19 protein-coding genes are annotated in these 21,402 nt (G+C 66.1%); 12 read left to right on the plus strand and 7 right to left on the minus strand.

The window, feature by feature from the left end:
• Window positions 1-53 precede the first annotated feature (53 nt).
• Complete coding sequence (locus ACWPXE_RS15460) at window positions 54-1,019, plus strand: hypothetical protein (protein ID WP_454018531.1); 966 nt, start codon at window positions 54-56, stop codon at window positions 1,017-1,019.
• On the plus strand, window positions 1,006-4,671 hold the full coding sequence (locus ACWPXE_RS15465; protein WP_454018532.1) for a DEAD/DEAH box helicase: 3,666 nt from the start codon (window positions 1,006-1,008) through the stop codon (window positions 4,669-4,671). The genes ACWPXE_RS15460 and ACWPXE_RS15465 overlap by 14 nt, the downstream gene beginning before the upstream one ends.
• 261 nt (window positions 4,672-4,932) lie before the next feature.
• Here ACWPXE_RS15465 and ACWPXE_RS15470 read toward each other — a convergent pair whose 3' ends face one another.
• Window positions 4,933-5,517, minus strand: coding sequence for a DUF882 domain-containing protein (locus ACWPXE_RS15470; RefSeq protein WP_247887505.1), 585 nt, complete (start codon window positions 5,515-5,517; stop codon window positions 4,933-4,935).
• A 370-nt stretch (window positions 5,518-5,887) separates the two neighbouring features.
• Here ACWPXE_RS15470 and ACWPXE_RS15475 point away from each other — a divergent pair, with 370 nt between their 5' ends.
• The 4 genes from ACWPXE_RS15475 to ACWPXE_RS15490 all read left to right on the plus strand — a co-directional run bounded on the left by ACWPXE_RS15475 (window position 5,888) and on the right by ACWPXE_RS15490 (window position 8,736).
• Window positions 5,888-7,207: a pentapeptide repeat-containing protein gene (locus tag ACWPXE_RS15475; RefSeq protein ID WP_454018533.1), complete on the plus strand. Its 1,320-nt coding sequence runs from the start codon at window positions 5,888-5,890 to the stop codon at window positions 7,205-7,207.
• A 99-nt stretch (window positions 7,208-7,306) separates the two neighbouring features.
• A complete protein-coding gene (locus ACWPXE_RS15480; RefSeq protein WP_454018534.1) occupies window positions 7,307-7,588 on the plus strand; it encodes a rubredoxin in 282 nt (93 codons plus the stop codon).
• 49 nt (window positions 7,589-7,637) lie between these two features.
• Entirely contained in the window at window positions 7,638-8,093 is a 456-nt protein-coding gene (locus ACWPXE_RS15485; protein WP_454018535.1) for an Lrp/AsnC family transcriptional regulator, read from the plus strand.
• Between the two features lie 19 nt (window positions 8,094-8,112).
• Window positions 8,113-8,736, plus strand: coding sequence for a LysE family translocator (locus ACWPXE_RS15490; protein WP_454018536.1), 624 nt, complete (start codon window positions 8,113-8,115; stop codon window positions 8,734-8,736).
• Window positions 8,737-8,768: 32 nt separating this feature from the next.
• Here the strand turns inward: ACWPXE_RS15490 and ACWPXE_RS15495 are convergent, their stop codons facing one another.
• The gene (locus tag ACWPXE_RS15495) at window positions 8,769-8,897 is read right to left on the minus strand and encodes a hypothetical protein (RefSeq protein ID WP_256380053.1); all 129 of its coding nucleotides are present in this window, start codon (window positions 8,895-8,897) and stop codon (window positions 8,769-8,771) included.
• Window positions 8,898-9,211: 314 nt separating this feature from the next.
• Between ACWPXE_RS15495 and ACWPXE_RS15500 the strand changes: the two genes are divergently transcribed.
• Window positions 9,212-10,252 (plus strand): patatin-like phospholipase family protein, encoded by a 1,041-nt coding sequence (locus ACWPXE_RS15500; RefSeq protein ID WP_454018537.1) that lies wholly within the window; start codon window positions 9,212-9,214, stop codon window positions 10,250-10,252.
• A gap of 6 nt (window positions 10,253-10,258) precedes the next feature.
• On the opposite strand, the gene ACWPXE_RS15505 is transcribed toward ACWPXE_RS15500, so the two are convergent.
• Together ACWPXE_RS15505 and ACWPXE_RS15510 are read right to left on the minus strand one after the other, a co-directional pair.
• Entirely contained in the window at window positions 10,259-11,218 is a 960-nt protein-coding gene (locus ACWPXE_RS15505) for an SAM-dependent methyltransferase (RefSeq protein WP_454018538.1), read from the minus strand.
• A gap of 9 nt (window positions 11,219-11,227) precedes the next feature.
• A complete protein-coding gene (locus ACWPXE_RS15510) occupies window positions 11,228-12,205 on the minus strand; it encodes an alpha/beta hydrolase family protein (RefSeq protein WP_454018782.1) in 978 nt (325 codons plus the stop codon).
• 201 nt (window positions 12,206-12,406) lie between these two features.
• On the opposite strand from ACWPXE_RS15510, the gene ACWPXE_RS15515 reads away from it, so the two are divergent.
• Together ACWPXE_RS15515 and ACWPXE_RS15520 are read left to right on the plus strand one after the other, a co-directional pair.
• Window positions 12,407-12,673, plus strand: coding sequence for a (2Fe-2S)-binding protein (locus ACWPXE_RS15515; protein WP_454018539.1), 267 nt, complete (start codon window positions 12,407-12,409; stop codon window positions 12,671-12,673).
• Window positions 12,674-13,184: 511 nt separating this feature from the next.
• Window positions 13,185-13,505 (plus strand): hypothetical protein, encoded by a 321-nt coding sequence (locus ACWPXE_RS15520; protein ID WP_014240637.1) that lies wholly within the window; start codon window positions 13,185-13,187, stop codon window positions 13,503-13,505.
• A 27-nt stretch (window positions 13,506-13,532) separates the two neighbouring features.
• Here the strand turns inward: ACWPXE_RS15520 and ACWPXE_RS15525 are convergent, their stop codons facing one another.
• The 3 genes from ACWPXE_RS15525 to ACWPXE_RS15535 all read right to left on the minus strand — a co-directional run bounded on the left by ACWPXE_RS15525 (window position 13,533) and on the right by ACWPXE_RS15535 (window position 18,055).
• Window positions 13,533-15,296, minus strand: coding sequence for a sensor histidine kinase (locus ACWPXE_RS15525; RefSeq protein ID WP_454018540.1), 1,764 nt, complete (start codon window positions 15,294-15,296; stop codon window positions 13,533-13,535).
• 133 nt (window positions 15,297-15,429) lie between these two features.
• Window positions 15,430-16,032 carry a response regulator transcription factor gene (locus ACWPXE_RS15530; protein WP_237903409.1) on the minus strand — a complete coding sequence of 201 codons (603 nt, stop codon included), beginning with the start codon at window positions 16,030-16,032 and terminating at the stop codon, window positions 15,430-15,432.
• Window positions 16,025-18,055, minus strand: coding sequence for a sensor histidine kinase (locus ACWPXE_RS15535; RefSeq protein ID WP_454018541.1), 2,031 nt, complete (start codon window positions 18,053-18,055; stop codon window positions 16,025-16,027). The genes ACWPXE_RS15530 and ACWPXE_RS15535 overlap by 8 nt, the downstream gene beginning before the upstream one ends.
• 150 nt (window positions 18,056-18,205) lie before the next feature.
• Between ACWPXE_RS15535 and ACWPXE_RS15540 the strand changes: the two genes are divergently transcribed.
• The 3 genes from ACWPXE_RS15540 (at window position 18,206) to ACWPXE_RS15550 (ending at window position 21,332) form a co-directional block, all read left to right on the plus strand.
• Complete coding sequence (locus ACWPXE_RS15540; protein WP_454018542.1) at window positions 18,206-19,216, plus strand: TRAP transporter substrate-binding protein; 1,011 nt, start codon at window positions 18,206-18,208, stop codon at window positions 19,214-19,216.
• A 122-nt stretch (window positions 19,217-19,338) separates the two neighbouring features.
• Complete coding sequence (locus tag ACWPXE_RS15545) at window positions 19,339-20,037, plus strand: TRAP transporter small permease (RefSeq protein ID WP_454018543.1); 699 nt, start codon at window positions 19,339-19,341, stop codon at window positions 20,035-20,037.
• Window positions 20,034-21,332, plus strand: coding sequence for a TRAP transporter large permease (locus ACWPXE_RS15550; RefSeq protein ID WP_454018544.1), 1,299 nt, complete (start codon window positions 20,034-20,036; stop codon window positions 21,330-21,332). Before ACWPXE_RS15545 ends, ACWPXE_RS15550 begins: the two co-directional genes overlap by 4 nt.
• Window positions 21,333-21,402 lie beyond the last annotated feature (70 nt).

The raw sequence follows: 21,402 nt of genomic DNA on the forward strand, positions 1-21,402 counted from the left end.
CGCAAGTTTTTAGCATCCTTTTGCAAGAGAAATCGATACAGTAAGCAGGAACAATGCACAATTGCCCGCCACCTAAAGACGCGCTCAATGTCTGGCTTGACCCCAATGGGACAATTCATGCGGGCGTTTATGGTCATTTGCTGCTCGAACAGAAAAGCGAGATTGATGACGCGCTGATCAACGCGCTGCGTCCCTATTTCGAGTCGGCCCATCGCGACGCCCGCGAATATTTTGACAACCAGATCGGCATCAACCTTCATCCCGACGCGGGCGGCACGTTGGATATCGCCTATCCCAATTGCCTGCCGGACAAGGCCAAGCGTGGCCTGTTCGGCGAGGTGATGGCCGGGCTGGTCACCGAGGCCTATCAGGAGGAGTTTGTGGGCGGCCACGCGTGGAGGGTGCCCATCTTCTTGTTCCGCAAGCATGAGGATGTGGAAAATTATCTCTGGGCGCTGAAGTTCGATCGCGAACGCAAGCGCGAAATTTACGGCCGCCATGGCACTGATTTTATTGGCATCTCGCTAAATCGTTTCGGGGAGGTGGTCCGCGTGATCGTCGGCGAGGCCAAGTGGCGCAAGTCGCTGACCGACTCCGCGCTCGCGGAGTTGCTGTACGGGGAGAAGGTCAAGAACAAGGAGACCGGTGTTAGCGAGCACAATGGTCGGGGCATCTGGTTTGGGGTCAACCGGGATTCGCCGATTCCGTGGGGCCTCCGTCAACTCCAGCGCCTGCTCGAACATCGCGATCCAATGGGCCACGCCTCTGCGATCTACTCGATCGATCGCGCAGTGCTGGGCGTAGCGCCACCACCGCCGCGGACCGATCTGATCCTCATTGCCGGCGATGGCGCGAAGCGCCGGAAGAAGGGCATGGTCCTGATCGATCATGAGGAAGTGCCCGCCGACTACACGGCCGGCAACGACCTGCAGGTCGTGGAAGTCATTCTCGATGGCGGTGAGGCCTTGATCTCGGCGCTTTATTCTTCGCTCTGGGAGGATGCTTATGCCGGCACGTGATGAGGAACGGCTGGCGGCTGCGGAACAGGTCCGACGGGAGCTCGGCATCGAGAATGAACTGACACGCCCGCAGGCTCGGGCTTATGTGCGGTGCCTGCAATCGACCTGGCTGGTGCCGACAATCCAGTGGAGCGAACGCGATTCAGCGCGGCAGCTCAATGATGCGCGTCGTCTCCTGCATGCCGCCCATATCTTTCGCGCGATCGAAGGCGGTGATTCAGCGCGGGCCACGGATTGTTTCCGCCGCACTGGCGAGATCCTCGAATGGTTGTCGCGTGCGTCGGACAAAACGCGGCTGGTCGTCCCCATCGAGCTCCTGGCGGCGGCGGCTTATCAACTGGGCGGATTGCCCGCGATGGCCTCGGGACTGTTGCAACTGGTCGAGTCTGAGGAGGACGGCGTGCTGCTCTATGCGGCATTCCTCCAGGCGAATTTCGACTTGGTGCTGCGACGGGCGGTGCGCTTCTGGCGCAGTCATTCTGAGCTTTGGGGACGTGAGGCGGGACGCGCCCTGATCAGTGCCATGCGCACTGGGAGCGCAGGGAGGGAGGACAGCGAAGATGCGGAAGAGGATAAGGAGAGCGGCATCGCGCGCGCCTTCAGCGTCGACTTAGTGCGATGCCTCGGACTAGTGGCCGATTGCCTGAGGCGCGGTGACGATGACCGGCTCGAGATCGCGATGAAGAAGTTGCACGCGCTCGACCACATGGCGAACCGGATGCTCAGTGAGGACGCCGCGCTAGTGGTCGGGTTGATCCGAGAGGTGGCGGACGGTTATGCGGCAGCGACGATTTACAAGCCGCTCAGGGCGCTCGCGGTACTGCGACCTGAAAGAGCAAACAAACTCATCCGTTATGGACGCGACCAGTTTAGTCGTGGTCGGGGCATCCTGTGGACTTCGCAGTTGCATGGTCTGGATCGCCTTGTGCAGAAGTCATCCTTCGCGCTGTGCACACCCACGGGGTCGGGCAAGACGCTAGTGGCGAATCTTGCGCTTGTGAAGGAATTGCTGCTGCGCGAGCAGGACGGCCTGTTAGGGGCGCTTGCTCTTTATCTCGTGCCTTCGCGCGCACTGGCTGGCGAGGTCGAGGCCAAGCTCAGCGCCGAATTGCGTGGCGATGTCATCGTCACTGGACTTTATGGTGGCGCCGACTGGGGCATCACCGATTATTGGCTCACGAGCGAGCAGCCCGTGGTGCTGATCGTGACGGTTGAAAAGGCCGAGGCACTGCTGCGCTATCTGGGGTCGCTGCTCACGGCGCGAATGACTTTGCTGATTATAGACGAGGCCCATCAGGTCGTCCCTGAAGCCAATGAGGCCACCCGCATCAGTTTTTCAGACCACAGCAATCGGGCGCTCCGGCTAGAGAGCCTCGTCTCGCGCATTTTGGCGCAGCGGCCCGACGTTGTCCGGATCGCGCTGACGGCGGTCGCCGGCGGCGCGGCCGGGCCGGTCGCGCGTTGGATCGAAGGGCGCCCTGATGCAGAGCCGGTCGGCGTTCGGTATCGCAGCACGAGGCAGGTGATCGGCGTGCTGGAGACAACCCCGGGCACGCCAGGCCGGATCCTGCTCGATCTGATGAACGGTCGCCCGCTCTATGTGCGGGGCGAGGAGGATCCGGTTTATATCCCGCTGCGCCATGCAGCGATGCCTCAACTGCCGGCGGAATGGCGCAACAGCCTCAACCGATTCAACTCCTTGAGCGTTCTGTGGACCGCGTTGCATTTCGCCGAGGAAGAGCAGCGGATCCTAATCTCGGTCGCGCAGGAACCGGAACTCACCATGCGCTGGTACAAGGTGGCACTCGAACTCGGGCCATGGGCCAATATCGTCAAGTTTACGCCGCCAGAGGGCGACCTCCGCGCCCGGTTCGACGAGGCCCGGGCCGCCTGCCGCGACTATTGTGGATTGGAGTCGTTTGAACTCTTTCTTCTGGAACGGGGAATTGCGACCAGCCATGGCCAGATGCCACAGCGTCTGCGGCGCTTGATGGTTGAAATGATCGACCGAAAAATTTGCCCCATCACAGTGGCGACGGCAACGCTGACCGAAGGTGTGAATCTGCCATTCGACTTGATCTTCTTGACCTCACTCAAGCGGCGGTCTTGGGATCCGGTAGAGGAGAAGCCGGTCGTCGCGCCTCTCACGACAGCGGAGTTCCGCAACCTTGCCGGCCGGGCAGGCCGGCCAGGTGCAGCACACGGGATCGAGGGAATGACGCTAGTCGCACTTCCGACGCAGATCGCCACGTCGGCGCGGACGAAGATCGCCGTGCAACGCCGGCAGATGCGGGAGCAAAGTCAGGATTACGACCGTTTGCGTCAAGCGCTGGTGATCGAGGAGCGCGACGCAGACACGGCGGAGAGTCCGCTAGATTTGTTACTGCAAAGAATATGGCAGCAGGCGAACCAGTTGCTTGGCGTTACCCCCGAAGCCTTCATGGCGTGGCTGGAAGAGACTGCGCCAGCGGCAGTCAGCGCCGAGGCAGGCACAGGCGCGACCGATCACCGGTCACGGCTGGCCGATGCGATGGATGAACTCGACAGCGTGCTGCTGACCGCACTCGAAGAGGTCGCTCGGATCGAGGACGCGGCGATCACGCCTTCGCGCGCCGAAGAGCTCTTGCGCGACCTGTGGGGCCGGACCTTTACTGCGGCGGCGGCTGCGCGCGAGGGTTGGCTAACCGACGCCTTCATTGTTCGCGGAACCGGTCTGATCGAAAAGCTCTATCCGGACCCCAAAGAGCGAAAGCGCCTCTACCATTACGGATTTCCGCCCTTCGTCGGCCGACGCTTTGAAATGGTGGCCGGGGCGATCCTGGAGGTAATTCGCAGGGCCGACGACTACGGCGATCGGGATGCGGCAGGCCGCCTTGCCGTCTACGAGGCAATCGGTGCGCTGCTGCAGGATGATCGGGGTTTCGGGTTCAGAGTTCGCGAAACCGCGCAGGACCGACGCCTTCTCGAGACCTGGACTACGGTGCTTGGCTGGTGGATGAATGCTCCGGATGCCGAACATCCCGAACCTCAGGATCTGCGGGCGTGGCAAAGGTTCGTGACAGACAATCTCGAATTCCGGCTCGGCGTTGCGATCGGCGCAGTGGTCGCTCAAGCTTGGTCGGATGGCGCCCCGGATGCGCTGACGACGCCGAGCCTCGCCGACTGGAAGGAAACTACCGGACTACCCTGGTTCGGCTTCTGGGCGCGCGAGTTGCTGCGCTGGGGTACAAATGATCCCTTTGTCGCATTCTGCCTCTCGCAAGGCTTGGAGCAGACGCGCGAGGATGCTGCGATGCGCCGCCGCGAGTTCGAAAAATGGCTGGAAGAGGAACTCGAGGATGCTGACGCCGAAAGCCGGATCGACCCACAGCGATTTCTGGCGTGGCAACAGAGCTTCCCGCGGGAGGAAAGCAGTACCACTGCCCGCGTAGAATTCGGAGCTCAGCTAACCGGTACGCTGGGCAAACGTGGGTGCTATGCCGTAATTCCGGTTATCAGTGGCGACACTACTCATTGGCTTGATCCAGCTGGATTCGAGCTTGCGGTTACTCCAGAACAGCTAGCAATGCGCAGGAGTCAATTTCGCAACGATTATGAGCTGCGCGTCATCAGAGGCAATGCGACCGTCGAACGCGTGTTCAAGCCAGCCTAAGCTGGGCATCCATAAGGCCAAATTGCTCATGAGGCACGGGCCAATCAAGATGACACTTTCACGAAAAACCAAGCTCCACCGAAGAGGCTCCGTATCGGAATAAGGATGATACTTTAAGGGCCGCTCTCTACTTTCTTGTATTAAAGATCAATGGTCTACAGAGAAAATAAGATGATACATTAGCGTCTACATACAGTTCCGCCAAAGAAAAAGCCCCCGTCCGACCGGCGGGGGCTTTTTCGTTTCCTCACGGAGGGCCGGTCAGGATGCCCACTGGCGCTTCGGACCGACGTCCACATGGACGAAATTGCTCTCTGGATAATAGCCCACCCCGCCCCCGCGCAGGCTGAGCGCCGCGCGTTGCAGGGTGCGCAACGGCAGGCCGGGCACCCGCAGGTCGATGGCCTTGCCCTGCATGTGGAAGCTGTTCTGGGCGACGCCGCTGCCGTCCTGTTCACGCAGCCACGCGTTGGATTCGGGGGAGCGGTAGCCGGAGATGATGTGAACCGGCGTCTTGCTGCCGACCTTGCGGGTCAGGGCGTGCAGCAGGTCCAGAAGCTTCGGGTCGATGGGATGCACCGCACCGGTACGGTGGTCGCGCAGGAGGTGGTTGATTTCGCGCAGGCCGTCGCGCTGGTAGCGGCCCTTGGACCAGTATTCCGCCCGCACCCGCTCGCCAGTGTGGAGGTTGAGCAGGACCAATTGCCGCGGAGGGGCGCGCAACGCCGCCTCCGACACCTCCGGGGCCATCACCATCCCGGCGGCAGCCGTCGCCAGACCGATGCGCAACAGTTCCCTCCGGCCGAGCTTGGCTGCTGGGGTCGGTTGGAATTTGGCCTCGGTCATCATGCCTCCATGGGGTCCCGAACGGGGCTGCGCGCAGAGCACCCCCTTTTTGTCCGATGACTTTTGGCGGCAGAGCCCCCGCTTCTGTCAAGAAACCAATGGTTAATGTCTTTAAAAGGCCCGTGTTTCCTGGGCTTGCCAGGGCGGCCGTGCGATGGCCAGCAAGGCGACGGGTGCGTTACAGCGCTGAAACACAGCGCACCGCGCTTCCGATTCGCCCGAGTCTCACACTGGAACCGATCGTGACAAGGTCAGGGTAAAAAACGGCAACCATAAGGGGTAGTGCCGCGACCTTTACCGTTTAGCCTTCGGTAAGGAATCTACCCCCATAGTTTGGATAGCGAAAACAACTCCCGTCAGAATCCTGCCCGTGCCCCCCGTCGCCACAGCCCCTGCGCCGGCACCCTCCTATCTTCGGCCCGATCAGTTGGCCGAGGTGCTGGACCGGCACGCCCGTTGGATCAAGGGCCAGCCGGGCGGTGCACGCGCCAATCTGGCGCTTGCCGACCTGGAGGGCGCCGACTTGGCCCAGCGGGACCTGCGCGGCGCCCGGCTGGTCGGGGCGAAGCTGGCGCGCTGCCGGCTCAGCGGCACCAATCTGGCCGGCGCCGACCTGTTCGGCGTGGATCTGCGCGATGCGGACATCACGCGCGCCAATCTCATGCAGACGGATCTGCGCGGTGCCCGGCTGCGCTCCGCCGATTTCTCGAACGCCAACCTGCGCGGTGCCGATCTGCGCGCCGGAACGCTGGAACCGGGCGGCGGCGCCCGCCGTGGCACAGGCCCGGACGCTCATCCAGACGCCCAGGACGCCGAAGCCACCCGGCAAACCCACCGGACCGCCCTGGCCCGCCTTCAGGGCGGCGCCACGGCGGAGGGCGGCATTCCGACCGACCTGACCGGCGCCGTGCTGGCCTGTGCCAACCTGACGGAAGCCGACCTGTGCGGGGCGGTGCTTCAGAACGCCGATCTGACCGGCGCGGTGCTGACCGACGCCAACCTGTCGGGCGCGCGGCTGAACGGGGCCAACCTGACCGGCGCCCTGCTCGACGGCTGCACCTTCGACAACGCCGATCTGGTCGGCACACGGATGGTCGATTGCGACCTCTCGCAGGCCAAGCTCGGCTCCGCCTGTCTGACCCGCCCGATCGACAGCATGGGATCGGAAATCCAGAGGGCGATCTTCGACCATGAGCGTTGGATCGACAGCGTCGGCCAGCGTGGCGAGCGCGCCGAACTGGATGGGACCGACCTCAGCCGCGCCGACCTGCGCGGCGTCAATCTCAGCGCGGCCTCGCTGCGCGGCGCCAACCTGTCCGACGCGGCGCTGACCGGCGCCCGGCTGATGATGGCCGACCTGTCCGGCGCCAATCTGGAGCGCGCGAACCTGATGGGGGCCGACCTGTCCGGCGCCAACCTCAGCTTCGCCCGGCTGGCCGGGGCCGACCTGACGCGGGTCAACCTTGGCCCCGCCGAGATCAAGGACCCCAGCGGGCGTCCCACCGGCCGCTCCTGGGCCGCCAATCTGATGGGCGCCGACCTGCGGCAGGCCATGCTGACCGACTCCCGCATGGTTCAGGCGAACCTGACCGACGCCGATCTGGAGAACGCCGACCTGGATGGGGCGGATCTGGCCGGCGCGAAGCTCCAGCGCGCCCATCTCAAGGGCAAGACGCCGCGGCGGCGCTGACCCGCTCCCCTTCGTTTCCTTTCGCTCCACGACCGTCATCATCCCGCAAAGGATCGCGGGGCATAGTGCGGCACCTCGATCCGCCGGATGCTCTCCGCCATGCCCACTCTTCCCCGCCCCCTTCAGCGGCGTGGCGCCTTGCGCCTGATCCCCGCCGTTATCCTCGCCCTGTTCGTCCGCCCCACGCGGGCCGAGGACCCGCGCCTGTCCGAAATCTGGCGGTGCGGCGGCGGTGACTGCCCCGGCTACGAGTATCACCCCCGCGACGGCGACCCGGAGCACGGCGCGCCGGCGGCCACCGCCTTTCAGGATTTGCCGGCGGATTGGTTCTGCCCACGCTGCGGCGCCGGCAAGCCGGATTTCCGCCGGATGGGCGACTGATCCGAAAATTGACTTGTCATCACCTGTATGATCAGCAATTATTGCGGCTATGGACGATACAGACCGCAAAATCATTGCGCACATCCAGCAGGACGGACGCGCTTCCTACGCCGACATCGGGACGGCGGCCGGACTCTCGGTGTCCGCCGTGAACGAGCGGCTGAAGAAGCTGCAGGCCAACGGCGTGATCCAGGGTTGGGGGGCGCGGCTGTCGCCCAAGGCCGCCGGCCTTGATGTGCTGGCCTTCGTCGAAGTGCTGCTCGACCGTCCGGAGCATGACGCGCCCTTCCGCGACGCCATGCGCGCCACGCCGGCGGTTCAGGAGTGCCACCACGTCACCGGGGACTGGTCCTATCTGCTCAAGGTGCGCGTGGCCGACACGGAGGCGCTGGAGCGCTTCCTGTCCGACCGGCTGAAGGCCCTGCCCGGCGTCGTGCGCTCCCACACCGTGATCGCGCTCTCCTCGGTCAAGGAAACGCCGATCCTTCCCATCGCTTCAGATTGAGCCACCCGGAGCACCCGCCATGGACACGCTGCCCGCCCTGCTGAAGGGCCTGATCATCGGATTCAGCATCGCGGCCCCGGTCGGGCCGATCGGGCTTCTGTGCATCCGGCGCACCCTGGCCGACGGGCCGGCGCATGGCTTCGTCAGCGGACTCGGCGCGGCCAGCGCGGACGCGGTCTATGGCGCCATCGCCGGCTTCGGGGTGGTTCTGGTCACCGACGCGCTCCTGGGCGCGCAGGTGGCGCTGAAGCTGGTCGGCGGGCTGATGCTGCTGTGGCTGGGCTGGAGCACCCTGCGCGCCCGTCCGGCGGAGCGCGCCGCGGACGCCCGCGGCGGCGGTGGTCTGGCCGGAGCCTACGCCTCCACCTTCGCGCTGACCCTCGCCAATCCGGCGACCATCCTCAGCTTCGCCGCGGTGTTCGGCGGGCTGGGCGTGTCGGCGGGCGACGGGAGCAGCACCGGCGTGGCCGCCCTGCTCGTGGCGGGCGTCTTCACCGGGTCGGCGATGTGGTGGTTGGGGCTCAGCGCCTCGGTCGGGGCGCTCCGGCGCCGGGTCACGCCCGCCGCCATGCTGTGGATCAACCGCGTCTCGGGTGCGGTGCTGGGAGTGTTTGGGATCGCGGCCCTCGCCTCCCTCCTGTGAGGAGACGGGATACGCCGGTCACCCGTAGCACATCAGAACAGAATGGTCACCGGGCCGCCCAGCGCGACCGCGGCGACGATCAGGATGGCCACCGCCGTCAGCTTCTCCGCCGCCGACCAGCGCTGCCAATCCTTCTTGAAACTCTTGAGATCCTGGGCCATGGCAACCTCCGCCATCCCTGACTGTCCGTGTTGAGAGCGACATTGGACGCTTCCAGTTGATGTTTGGTTAACGTCGCCCGGAAACTCTTTCATCCATCGCAATGCCACAGGTAATCGGAAGAAAAACTGATGCAAGTCAAATAGAGGGCAAAAGCGGGTACAATTTTCGGCATCCCCCATGAGGAGGGCTCCGGGCGCGTCCCGCGTCCCCCGGATGGAAGGGTTTCCACCGACGGTCCGATGCCCCAAATCCTTTTGGACACCCATCGACGCGTCGGCGCCGGACAAGCCTGACCAAGCCCACAAGACATGAGGTGCTGGCGGTGAGCGGACTGAAGATCGGACTGGCCCTGGGCAGCGGGGCGGCGCGCGGCTGGGCGCACATCGGCGTTCTGCGCGCGCTGGAGGAGATCGGGGTCGAACCCGACGTGATCTGCGGAACCTCCATCGGCGCGGTGGTCGGCGCGGCCTACCTGACGGACCAGCTGGACGAGTTGCAGGCCTGGGCGCAGAGCATGGGCTGGCTCGGCATGCTCGGCATCATCGACCTGACCTTCCGCCGCGGCGGGCTGCTGGCCGCCGACCGCACCTTCGACCGCTTCCGCAACCACCGCACCGAAGTCACCATCGATCAGCTGCGCAAGCCCTTCGCCGCGGTCGCCACCGACCTCGGCACCGGGCGGGAGATCTGGCTGCGCGACGGGCCGATGCTCAGCGCGGTGCAGGCGTCGGCCGCCATGCCCGGCCTGTTTCCGGCGGTGCGGCGCGACGACCATTGGCTGGTGGACGGCGCGCTGGTCAACCCGGTGCCGGTGTCGCTCTGCCGCGCGCTGGGCGCGGACGTGGTGATCGCCGTCAACCTGAACAGCGAATTGTCGCCGCTGAGCCGCCCCTCGGGTCGCGGCGCCGCAAAGCTGCGCAAGGCGGCGGAGGCGAAGCCGGCCCAGATGCAGGAAGCCCAGATGCAGCAGGCCCAGCCCGTGCCGGAAGTGGCGATGGCCCCGGCGGGGGATGCGACCTCGCCCGTCTTCTCCACCCTGACCTCGCAGATCGCCTCCTGGATGGGACGGCGTCCGGCGGCGCGCACGCGCTTCCTCGCCGACCAGCTGACGCGCCCCCCGGCTTCCAACGTCCCGCCCAATGTGATGGACGTGATGGCCGGGTCGATCGACATCATGCAGGACCGCATCACCCGCTCCCGTCTGGCCGGCGAGCCGCCCGACGTGCTCATCGCGCCACGCCTCGCCCACATCGGCATCCTGGAGTTCGACCGCGCGGAGGAGGTGGTGGAGATCGGCTACGGCGCCGCCTCGATCCTCAAACCCGCACTGGAGCTGGCCCTGCGCCGGGCGTAGCCGCGCTCAGACGGGAGCCGCCGGCCACATCCAGGTCAGCTCGTGCTTGTTGTGGTTCAGGTGCAGCACCCGCCCGCCGGGGATCGCGGCGAAGGCGCGGGCCGTCTCGTGGTCCGTCTCGGCCTGGAACTTCAGCGTGCAGATGAAGCGCTTGGCCAGCCCGCTCTCCATCCACTGATTCACCAGCCGCAGCAGGCGCGTGGGGTAGCAGATCACGTCGCAGCACAGCCAATCCACCGGCCCGACGTCCTGCGGCTTCAGGCCGAAGGCGCTCTCCTGGCGGAACTCGATGCGCGGCAGGGCGGCGATGGCCGGATCGAGCGGCGCCTTGTCGACGCTGACCACGCTGGCGCCCAGCTCGTGAAGCACCCAGCTCCAGCCGCCGGGGCAGGCGCCGAGGTCGATGCAGCGGTCGCCCGGCCCCGGCTGTTCGCCGAACAGGGTCAGCGCTTCCCACAGCTTCAGATAGGCGCGGTTGGGCGGCACCGTCCGGTTCTCGACGAAGGTGACCTCGCCGTGGCGGTAGGGGCTGGAACAGCGCGCCGCCGCGACGATGGTGTTCTCATCCAGCAGCGTCCAGGAGCCCAGCGGGGCGGTCGGCAGCGGCGACGGGAAGACCACCGGCTTGGCCGAGACATGGGGCAGGTTGTCCTGGATCAGGCTGGCCCGGCGGTGATGGCGCAGCGTCCAGAGCGCCCAGTTGCGCTGGATGGAGCGCAGGGCCCGCGCGCCCTCCTTGATCGACGCGAACTCGATTCGCACCGGGTCGTGCCAGATGTTCTGGGCCCAGGCGGCGGAACGCGCCGGCCCGTCGGCGAAGACCAGCCGGTCCTCCACCGCCGCCACGTCGCCCAGTTCGGCCACGAGGTCCTGAACGAAGCCCTCGGGCGCCAGATAGATGGTCTGCCCCAGGGGGGTGTGCGCCGGCAACGGACGGGCGGACGAAGTGTCGGATGAGTCGCTCATGCCGAGGGGCTAGCGCCCCTGGCGTTCGATTGCAAGAGCGCGGTCGAAGAAATCGGCGATCTCCGCGTTGAGCCGCTCGTGAAAGGCCGCGCGGTCGAAGCCCGGCGGGTCCCAGGCGGGCGGCCCGAGCTCCGGCGCAAGGGGCGCCGGCACCGGCATCATGAAGGCGAAGTGCCCGGCATCGCGCACGACGTCGTATTCGGGTGGCACGGGCAACCGGTCACGCAGGCCCTCGACCTGGGAAGCCGCGATCTGCTCGTCCTGCTCCGCCCGGTACAGGCGGATGGGAATCGTCACCCCGGCGAGGCCGTCCTTGGAGAAAGGAACGCCGACCGGCGCCATCAGGACGGCGGCACGGATGCGCCGGTCGCGCGCCTCGACACGAGCCTGCGTCTCCTCGTTCCCAAGATGGCAGAAGCGCTCACCGGCGGGCGGGGTGTGGCAATGGGCGGCGATGCGTCCCAGCTCAGCCACCCCGCCGGCGGCCACCAGAACCGTGTAACCGCCGGCCGAGAAGCCGAGCGCGCCGACGCGTTCGCCGTCGAGCCGGCCGGCCAGATCCGGGTCTGCCAGAACGTGATCGAGCGCGGCGGAAAGCTGGGCCGGGCGGTTCCGCCACATCCGTTCCGTGCCGGCGTCCCGGTCGTCGTCGAAGGCGTTGCCCCGGTGATGGACCGTCGCGACCACATAGCCCCGCCGGGCCAGAGCCATGGCGGTGTCCGCGTGGCCGAAAGCGCTTCCCCCGGACCCGTGGGACACAACCACCAGCGGGTGGCGCCCCTCGGCCACCGGCCCGCCCTCCGCCACCCGGAACGTGAAGGGGCCGCGCCGCACCGGCGTTTCCGGCGCGTCCGTCGGATACCAGACCACCGCGCGGGCCATGCCGCCGTCCGCCGGATCGGTGAAGGCCAGCACGCGCATGCCCATCTCCGCCGCGGCAGCACCAGCCCAAAGGACCGCGCCCCCGGCGATCAGCAGCCACCCCATTCGCAGCACCGCATCCTCCCACCGCGTGAAGAAAGGCATCGACGACGGAGGTAGCCGCATCCCCCGTTCGCCAGGGCTGTGACATTCCGCCGCAATCCGCTCAAATTTGGTCGTCATGATTCAGATCAATTGACAATCATTCTCAGTCGCAGCACATTGGCCCCAGCACGACCGCACAACACGCACCGCTGCCGGGGGCCCATGTACGTCTGCATCTGCCACGCGCTGAACGACAAGCAGGTTACCAAGGCGCTGGAGAATGGCGCCCGCACCCCGGCCTCCGTCTTTCGGCATTACGAGCGTCAGGTCCAGTGCGGCAAATGCGTGCCGATGATGCGGGAGATGGCCCAAAGCCATTGCGCGAACCAGTGCGAGGCCTGCCCCAGCCACGCCTCAACGCAGCAGCCAGCCCTGTTGCCGGAGCCGGCCAACGCCGATAGCTTCCCCTACGGCGTCGCGGCCGAGTAACGGGCGCCGCCCTCCCCCTCCCTCCAAGTCACAGCAACAACAGCCGCCATCCCTTCGACGCGAACGTCTCCTTTAATCCAGAAGTCCGCCGATTTATTTCGAGGCTGGCTCACCGTTTTTGTGCCGCATTTCTGCCTCTCGGCACCAATCGGGATCTTCCATTGGGCTGCGACAAATCGCCATAGTCTTATACCCCTGGCCCGCTTGACGGGGCGGGGCCGATGATGCAGAAAGAGTCCGGACGGATTCAAGAAATCCGAAGACTTCGGAGCGGCATGGAACGCTTCCGATTGGGCCAGATACACAAAACGTCAAGTTCTTGGGAACTGGAAATGCCTTTCATACGTCTATGAAAGGCAACCAGAGGGATTTCTTATTTTGGCGCCGCAGCAGAGATTTTGCTGCAACGCACAGAATGCGGAAAATGGCATCCGCAGTGCAGCGCCGCCCCGGACCATAAGCCTGACGATCAGGCGAACGGCCCCAAGCGATCCGAAGGGAGGAGCGAGAGATGAGCTGCCGCAACCGGCACGCTTACGACGTCGAATGCCGCGACCTTCTCCAGGCAACCGCCGACCGGTTGGACCGGCTGCGGTCGCTGGTGGAGCGGTCCGGTCCCGAGGCTCGTGAAGCCATGAGCCGGGAGGACATGGAACGCGCGCTGGACGCCCTGCGCGGCCAGCACAACCGGCTGTGCGCCCGCGTCGAGGCGGCGCGCATCGCCACGGACGATGCCTGGGCCTTTGCCCGCGCCATCGCCGACCAGGCCGCGGAAGAGCTGGTCAGCGGCCTCGACCACATGGAAGCCTGCCTGAGGCGCAAAGCGGCCTGACCGCCACAGACCCGGCACCGGACCGCATCACTCCGCCTTGAACAGCAGGACGGCTCCACGTTCGGCGGGCGGAGTGGGCGATGGGGTACCGGGAAGGACGATGTTCACCACCGTGCCTTCTCCGGGGGCGCTGCTCAACGTCAGCCGACCGCCGTGGGCTTCCACAAAGCGCTTGGCGAGCGGCAGCCCCAGCCCCGTGCCGGAGTGGGCCTTGGTCATGTAGCTGTTCACTTGGCGGAACGGCTCCAGCGCGATCTTGATGTCCTCCGGCGACATGCCGATGCCCGTGTCGGCGACGGTCAGCGACACGCAGCCGTCCCCGCCACGCGCCGCATCCACACGCACCCGTCCACCCGCCGGCGTGAATTTGATGGCGTTGGACAGCAGGTTCAGGACCGCCTGCCGCAAGCGCATGGCGTCGGCCATCACCGTCAGGCCGGGTTCGACGGGAGAGCATTCCATCCGCACCCCCTTCTGGCCGGCCAACGCCTCCACCAACTCGACGCACTCGCCGAGCAGGACGGCGACCTGAACCGGCTCCGGATACAGTTCCAGGCGCCCCGCCTCCACCTTCGCCATGTCCAGCACATCGTTGACCAGCGACAGAAGATGCTGGCCGGAAACATGGATGCTGGCGATGTACTCCTGATGCTTCGGCGGGCTTGGACCGAACAGGCCGGACATCAACGCCTCGCTGAAGCCGATGATCGCGTTCAGCGGTGTGCGCAGTTCGTGGCTCATGTTGGCGAGGAAGTCGGACTTCGCGAGGTTCGCGGCCTCCGCATGCTCCTTTTCCGCCTCCAGCCGGCGGCGCTGCTCCGCCAACATGGCCTCGCGGGCCTGACGGGCCTCGCGCTCCGCATGGCGGCGGCGGCGGACATGGCGCGTCACCACCAGCGACAGCACCAGCGTCGCCAGACCGGCCCCCGCCGCACCGGCCAGGACGGTGGTGCGCGTCTGGTTCAACTGCCCGCTGATCTGCTCGAACGGGACGGCCACGATGATCGACCATCCGGTCTGCTGCGAGCGGTGGACGAGGACCAGCGCCTCATGCCCTTCCCGGGTCGTCGCCGAGAACAGCTTCGGATGCGGCTCCATCAGCCGGGGCACCATCATATCCCTGACCTTCTGACCGACATGCAGGTCAGGGTCATGGGAGCGCGCGGCGATGACCATGGAGGGATCGACCACCGACACCGTCCAAGCCGGAGGAATTCCCGATCCTCGCAGCACGGCGCCCAACCCATCCAGCCCGACCGCCAGCGACAGGACGTGCCGGACAGGCGCGCCCGGAGGGCCTTCCGGGTCCAGGATCGGCGCACGGACGATCAGTGCCGGGCGTCCCGGCGGCCCTCCCGGGGGCAAAACCCCACCGACCACCGTCCGCTGCGTGGTGACCACCTGCCGGGTCACCTCGTCCAGACGCGGGGGCGGCAGGGGGACGCCCAGCGGATATTGGGTATGGAATTGAAGGGACATATCCTCCACCCTCACCATTCCGATCGCCAGCCAGCCCGGCTGGCTTCGCACGGCCTCCGCGGCCTCCGACTTCAGCAGGGCGAGATCGTCCACCGTGTTGCGGCTCAACGCGGCCAGAAGCTCCAGAGGGCGGGCCTTGCTTTCCAGCTCCCGGTCGATGGCGACCATCACGGAACGGGCCTGCGCCGCCAACTCCGCCGCCAGCACGTCCTGCTGCCGGAGATCCAGAATCCAGACCACCACCGCCAGAAACAGCAGCAGCGGGGCGATGGCGGCTAACCCCAGACCAAGCGTCGATGAGGGCAGGCGCAAGGCACTCTCCGACCTTTGACGGAAATGGAATGGCGACCGGACTGGACAGGGGAAGGCAGCATGCACGTCCTACCCCAATGGGTCGCCCGCATCGGTCCGCCTGTCAAGCCCGTCGGTTGCTTTCCTTTGCTCCTCACCCCACCGCCGCGAGTATGCGGGCAAGCTCCACCGCCGTCTTGACGCCCATCTTTTCGAAGACGTGGGCGCGGTGCACCTCGACGGTCCGCATGCTGATCCCCAGCTCGTCGGCGATGACCTTGTTCAGCTTGCCGGCCACCACCAGCCCCATCACCTGCCGTTCGCGCTGGGTCAGGGTCGCCAGCCGGGCGGCGACGCCGGCCTGCCCGGCCTGCCGCGCCCGCTCCCCGGCGTCGAAGGCCAGCGCCTCGATCACCCGGTCGACGAGGTCGTTGTCGTTGAAGGGCTTCTCCACGAAATCGCGGGCACCCTTCTTCAAGGCCGACACGGCGATGGGCACGTCGCCGTGGCCGGTCAGGAACAGCACGGGCATTCGGCAGCCCATGGCGGACAGCCGGTCGAACAGCTCCAGCCCGCTCATCCCCTCCATGCGTATGTCGAGCAGAAGGCAGCCGGCCATGGCCGGGTCGTAATCGGCGAGGAACGCCTCCGCCGACGGCCAGGAGGCCACCGGAACGTTGCGGGACTGGAACAGCCAGCCGAGAGCGTCGCGGATCGCCTCGTCGTCATCGACGATGTGCAGCTTTGGCTCACACATCAGTCGCTCTCTCGTCGTGGGAGTCCGCCGCGCCGGTCACCGACGGGTCGCACAGGACCGGCAGGGAGAAGAGGAACACGGTGCCGCCGTCCGCTGCGGGCTCGAACCACAGGCGCCCCTGATGATGTTCGATGATGGACCGGCAGATGTTCAGGCCCATGCCCATGCCCTCGGTCTTGGTGGTGAAGAAGGGAGAGAACAGTTTTTCCGCATTTTCGGGCGAAATGCCACAACCGCGGTCCTGGATGCGCGTCAGGACCGCCCCGTCCATCGCCTGCACCGTCACGCTCAGCCGGCGGCGGTCGCGGCGGGTCGAGGCCATCGCTTCGATGCCGTTGCGCATCAGGTTCACCACCACCTGCTGCAGCAGGATGCGGTCGGCCATCACCGCCGGCAGGCCACGCCCGATCTCCAGCACCAACTTAACCCCTTGCTGGCGGGCGTCGGCCTCCATCAGCGCCACGCAATCCTCCAGAACCTCGGACAGGCAGCAGGGAGCGACGTTCGGTTCGCTCTTGCGCACGAAGTCGTGGATCCGGCGGATGATCTGGCCGGCACGCTTGGCCTGCCCGGACAGCTTCTCCAGCGCCGTGGCCAGCTCGTCCGGCCGGATGCTGCCGGCTTGGAGGCGGTTGAGGCAGCCGGTGCAATAGCTGGCGATGGCCGACAGCGGCTGGTTCAGCTCATGAGCCAGGGTCGAGGCCATCTCGCCCATGGTGATGAGCCGTGCCGTCTGCTGGAGCCGTTCCTGCTGCTGGCGGGCCAGCTCCTCCGCCCGCTTGCGCTCGGTGATGTCGAGGACGGAGCCCATCCAGCCGGTGTGCCGCCCCTTGGCGTCGATCAGCGGGGCCTCGTAGATCAGCGCGTCGAACCGCTCGCCGTTAGCCCGGCGGAAGCGCAGCTCGAAGCCGTTGGCCGGCGCGTTGCCGGCCAGGACGGCGCGGAAGACCTCCTCGGTGTGGACGAGATCCTCGGGCAGCCAGTAGGGCATGATCGGCCCCGCCCCCACCAACTCCTCCGCCGACCAGCCGACCATGCGGCAGAAGGCCGGATTCACATAAATGATGCGCCCGTCCAGGTCGCGGGCGCGCATGCCCACCGTCAGGCTGTCCTCCATCGCCTTGCGGAAGGCGTGCTCGGCGCGCAGGGCCTCCTCCGCCCGGATTCGCCGGGCGATGTGGCGGCGCACCGCCCACAGGCTCCACAGGGCCGAAACGGTCAGCGCGAAGATGGCGGCGATCAGGATGTTGCGCCCGAGGTTGCCGGACAGCTGATGCAGCGTGGCGACCAGGGTCAGGCCATGCCCCGGCGGATCGAAGGGCACGATATGGCTGCGCCGGGGCTCCGGCATCGCGATGCGCGACTTGGTCCCCAGCACCGCGCCATAGGGGTCGATGACTTCCAGCTGGTAGCGCTGGGCGAACCACCAGGGCACGTGATGGGTCAGCAGGGCGTCGATCGACAGCACGCCGGCGAGCGCGCCCGCGAACTGGTCCCCGCGGAAGATGGGGATGACGATCTCGAAGGCGGTGTCCGCGGCCCCCAGCCGGTAGGGCGCCGAATAGGCGCGGCGGCCCGAGGAGCGGGCGATCAGGAAGGCGTCGGCGCGCGGGCTGGGGCCGAAGGCGTCGTCCAGCGCCGGCCCGTCGTCCACCGGCGGCTCCGACCGCACCGGCCGGCCCTGCGGGTCCAGCCGCACCACCCGCTGGATCGCCGGATTCACCGTCACGATGTGGCGCGCCATCACCGAGTAGTTCACCGGTGTGGTGTCCTCGCGCCCCAGCGATTCGGCGAGATACTGCAGCTTCTCCTCGTCGGAGGTGAGCTGGAAATGCAGGTTCTGCTCCACCCACAGCACGTCCTTGATGAGGGTGAGAGTCTCCTCCTCCCGCTCGCTGCGGTGGAGCACCCACAGGAAGACGCCGAACAGAAGGACGACCAGCGCCATCGCCACGATGGGCATGGCCTGCACCGGGCCGCGCTGACCGAGGCCATGGGCGGCGCTGGCCGCACCGCCGGTCATGGGGGGGAGAGGTGTTGGCACGGCAACCAATATGTCACGTTCACAGCTACGGATTTCCACAATAGCGTCAGGGGAGAAATTATCGAACAATGAAAGAATACCAAAGGCCGGACCATCAGTCTGACCAACAACAAGTGGAGGATGACCCCTATGAAGTTCGTTTCGCTGCTGTGCGCCACCGTCGCCGCCGGCTGCCTGATGGCCGCCACCGCCGCCACCGCGCAGGAGCCGATCGTCATCAAGTTCAGCCACGTCGTCGCTCCGGAAACCCCGAAGGGCAAGGGCGCCGAGAAGTTCAAGCAGCTGGCCGAGCAACGCACCGCCGGCAAGGTGAAGGTCGAGGTCTACCCGAACAGCCAGCTCTACAAGGACAAGGAGGAGCTGGAGGCCCTGCAGCTCGGCGCCGTGCAGATGCTGGCCCCGTCGCTGGCCAAGTTCGGCCCGCTGGGCGCCAAGGAATTCGAGATCTTCGATCTGCCCTACATCTTCCCCTGCAAGGCCGCCCTGGTGAAGGTCACCACCGGCACGATCGGCAAGCAGCTGTTCCAGAAGCTGGAGAACAAGGGCATCACCGGTCTGGCCTATTGGGACAACGGCTTCAAGATCATGAGCGCCAACAAGCCGCTGCACGCCACGGCGGACTTCAAGGGCCTCAAGATGCGCATCCAGTCCTCGAAGGTGCTCGACGCGCAGATGCGCGCGCTCGGCGCCCTGCCGCAGGTGATGGCCTTCTCCGAGGTCTATCAGGCGCTGCAGACCGGCGTCGTCGACGGCACCGAGAACCCGCCGTCCAACATGTACACCCAGAAGATGCACGAGGTGCAGAGCCACGCCACGCTCTCCGACCACGGCTATCTGGGCTACGCGGTCATCGTGAACAAGAAGTTCTGGGACGGCCTGCCGGCCGACGTCCGCACCCAGCTCGACGGCGCGATGAAGGAGGCGACCGAGTACGCCAACAACATCGCCCAGGAAGAGAACGACAAGGCGCTGGAGGCGATGAAGGCCGCCGGCAAGACCAAGTTCTACGAGCTGACCAAGGACGAGCGCGCGTCGTGGCGCCAGGCCATGCTGCCGGTCCACGAGGACATGGCGTCGCGCGTCGGCAAGGAATTGCTGGCGAGCATCAAGACCGAGACCGACGCCGCCAAGTGCGAGTAACACGGTTCGGGTAACCGGGCGGCACCCCCGCCCGGTCTTTCAAGAAAACAAGACAAAAGCACGGCCTTCGGCAAGCGCCCGCGCACACGACGCGGGCGCTTCCTCCTGCGCGCGGAGCCACCATGCCCATGAAAATCCTAGACCATCTGGAGGAGATTCTTATCGCCTTCCTGATGGCCGCGGCGACGACGATCATCTTCGTCGCTGTCGTCCACCGTTATGCGTCCGGCATCCCCGTCATCCAGGACTACATCCTGCATTGGAATCTGGCCTGGGCGCAGGAACTCTGCATCTACATGTTCGTCTGGATGGCAAAGTTCGGCGCCGCGTACGGCGTTCGCACCGGCATCCATGTGGGTGTGGACGTGCTCATCAACAAGCTGTCCGTCCCGATGCGGTCGAAGTTCATCGTGTTCGGCCTGCTGGCCGGCGCGACGTTCACCGGCGTCGTCGGCACGATGGGGTCCACCTTCGTCTGGCACATGTCGAACACCGAGCAGGTCTCGGCGGACCTGGAATGGCCGATGTGGATCATCTATCTGGCGATCCCGGTCGGCTCCTACCTGATGTGCTTCCGTTTCCTTCAGGTGATGGTCAACTTCCTGCGCACCGGCGAGCTCCCGCACCACGACCACGGCCATGTCGAGGGTCTGGAGGAGGACACCACCGACCCGCAGCGCGCCGCGCAGGACGTCAACTGGTACGAGATGGACGACAACCTGCACCCGCACGACATCGCCCATCACGAGGGCCGCAAGCCCGGAAATGGCCCGGCCGCTGGCCCGACCGCCGGTAAGGGACCGAAGGAGAACGACCGATGAACGCCGCCATCATCTTCGGCCTTCTGCTGGTTCTGATGCTCACCGGCATGCCGATCTCGATCTCGCTCGGCCTGACGGTTCTGACCTTCCTCTTCACCATGACCCACGTGCCGATCGAGGCCGTGGCGCTGAAGCTGTTCACCGGCATCGAGAAGTTCGAGATCATGGCGATCCCGTTCTTCATCCTGGCCGGCAACTTCCTGACGCACGGCGGCGTGGCCCGCCGCATGATCAACTTCGCCACGGCGATGGTCGGCCACTGGCACGGCGGCCTCGGCCTCGCCGGCGTGATGGGCTGCGCCCTGTTCGCAGCGGTGTCCGGCTCCAGCCCGGCGACGGTGGTGGCCATCGGCTCCATCGTGCTTCCGGCGATGGTCGCCCAGGGCTTTCCGAAGCAGTTCGGCGCCGGCGTCATCACCACCTCAGGCGCGCTGGGCATCCTGATCCCGCCGTCCATCGTGATGGTGATGTACTCGGTCGCCACCAGCGGCAGCCCGCAAGCCGCCTCGGTCGGCCAGCTCTTCATGGCGGGCGTTATCCCCGGCCTGATGCTGGCCTTCGTGCTGGGTGGCGTCACCTGGTACCGCGCGCGCAAGTTCGGCTACCCGCGTCTGCCGAAGGCCAGCTTGGCCCAGCGCCTTAAGGCTCTGCGTGAAGCGATCTGGGGCCTCCTGCTGATCGTCATCGTCATCGGCGGCATCTATTCCGGCGTCTTCACGCCGACCGAGGCCGCGGCGATGAGCGCCGTCTACGCCTTCATCATCGCGGTCTTCGTCTACAAGGACATGCCGCTGCGCGGCGTGCCGAAGGTGCTGCTGTCCTCGGCCAGCATGTCGGCGATGCTGCTCTACATCATCACGAACGCGGTGCTGTTCTCGTTCGTGCTGACGTCGGAGAACATCCCGCAGGGCATCGCCGACTGGATCGTCGCCCAGGGGCTGGGTGTGATCGCCTTCCTTCTGGTGACCAACATCCTTCTGCTGATGGCCGGCAACTTCATGGAACCGTCGTCGATCGTGCTGATCATGGCGCCGATCCTGTTCCCGGTCGCCATCAAGCTGGGCATCGACCCGGTCCATTTCGGCATCATGATGGTCGTGAACATGGAGGTGGGCATGTGTCATCCCCCGGTGGGCCTGAACCTCTACGTCGCGTCGGGCATCACCAAGATGGGCATCACCGAACTGACCGTGGCCGTCTGGCCGTGGCTGCTGGCGATGCTGGGCTTCCTGGTGCTGATCACCTACGTGCCGATCATCTCCACCTGGCTGCCGCGCGCGCTGGGGATGATGTAATCCCCGGCCCCGGGCGATGGCCCCTAAGGAAAACCCCTCGCCGGAGCGCTCCGGCGAGGGGTTTTCTCTT

The organism is Azospirillum sp. Marseille-Q6669 (genome assembly GCF_965111635.1).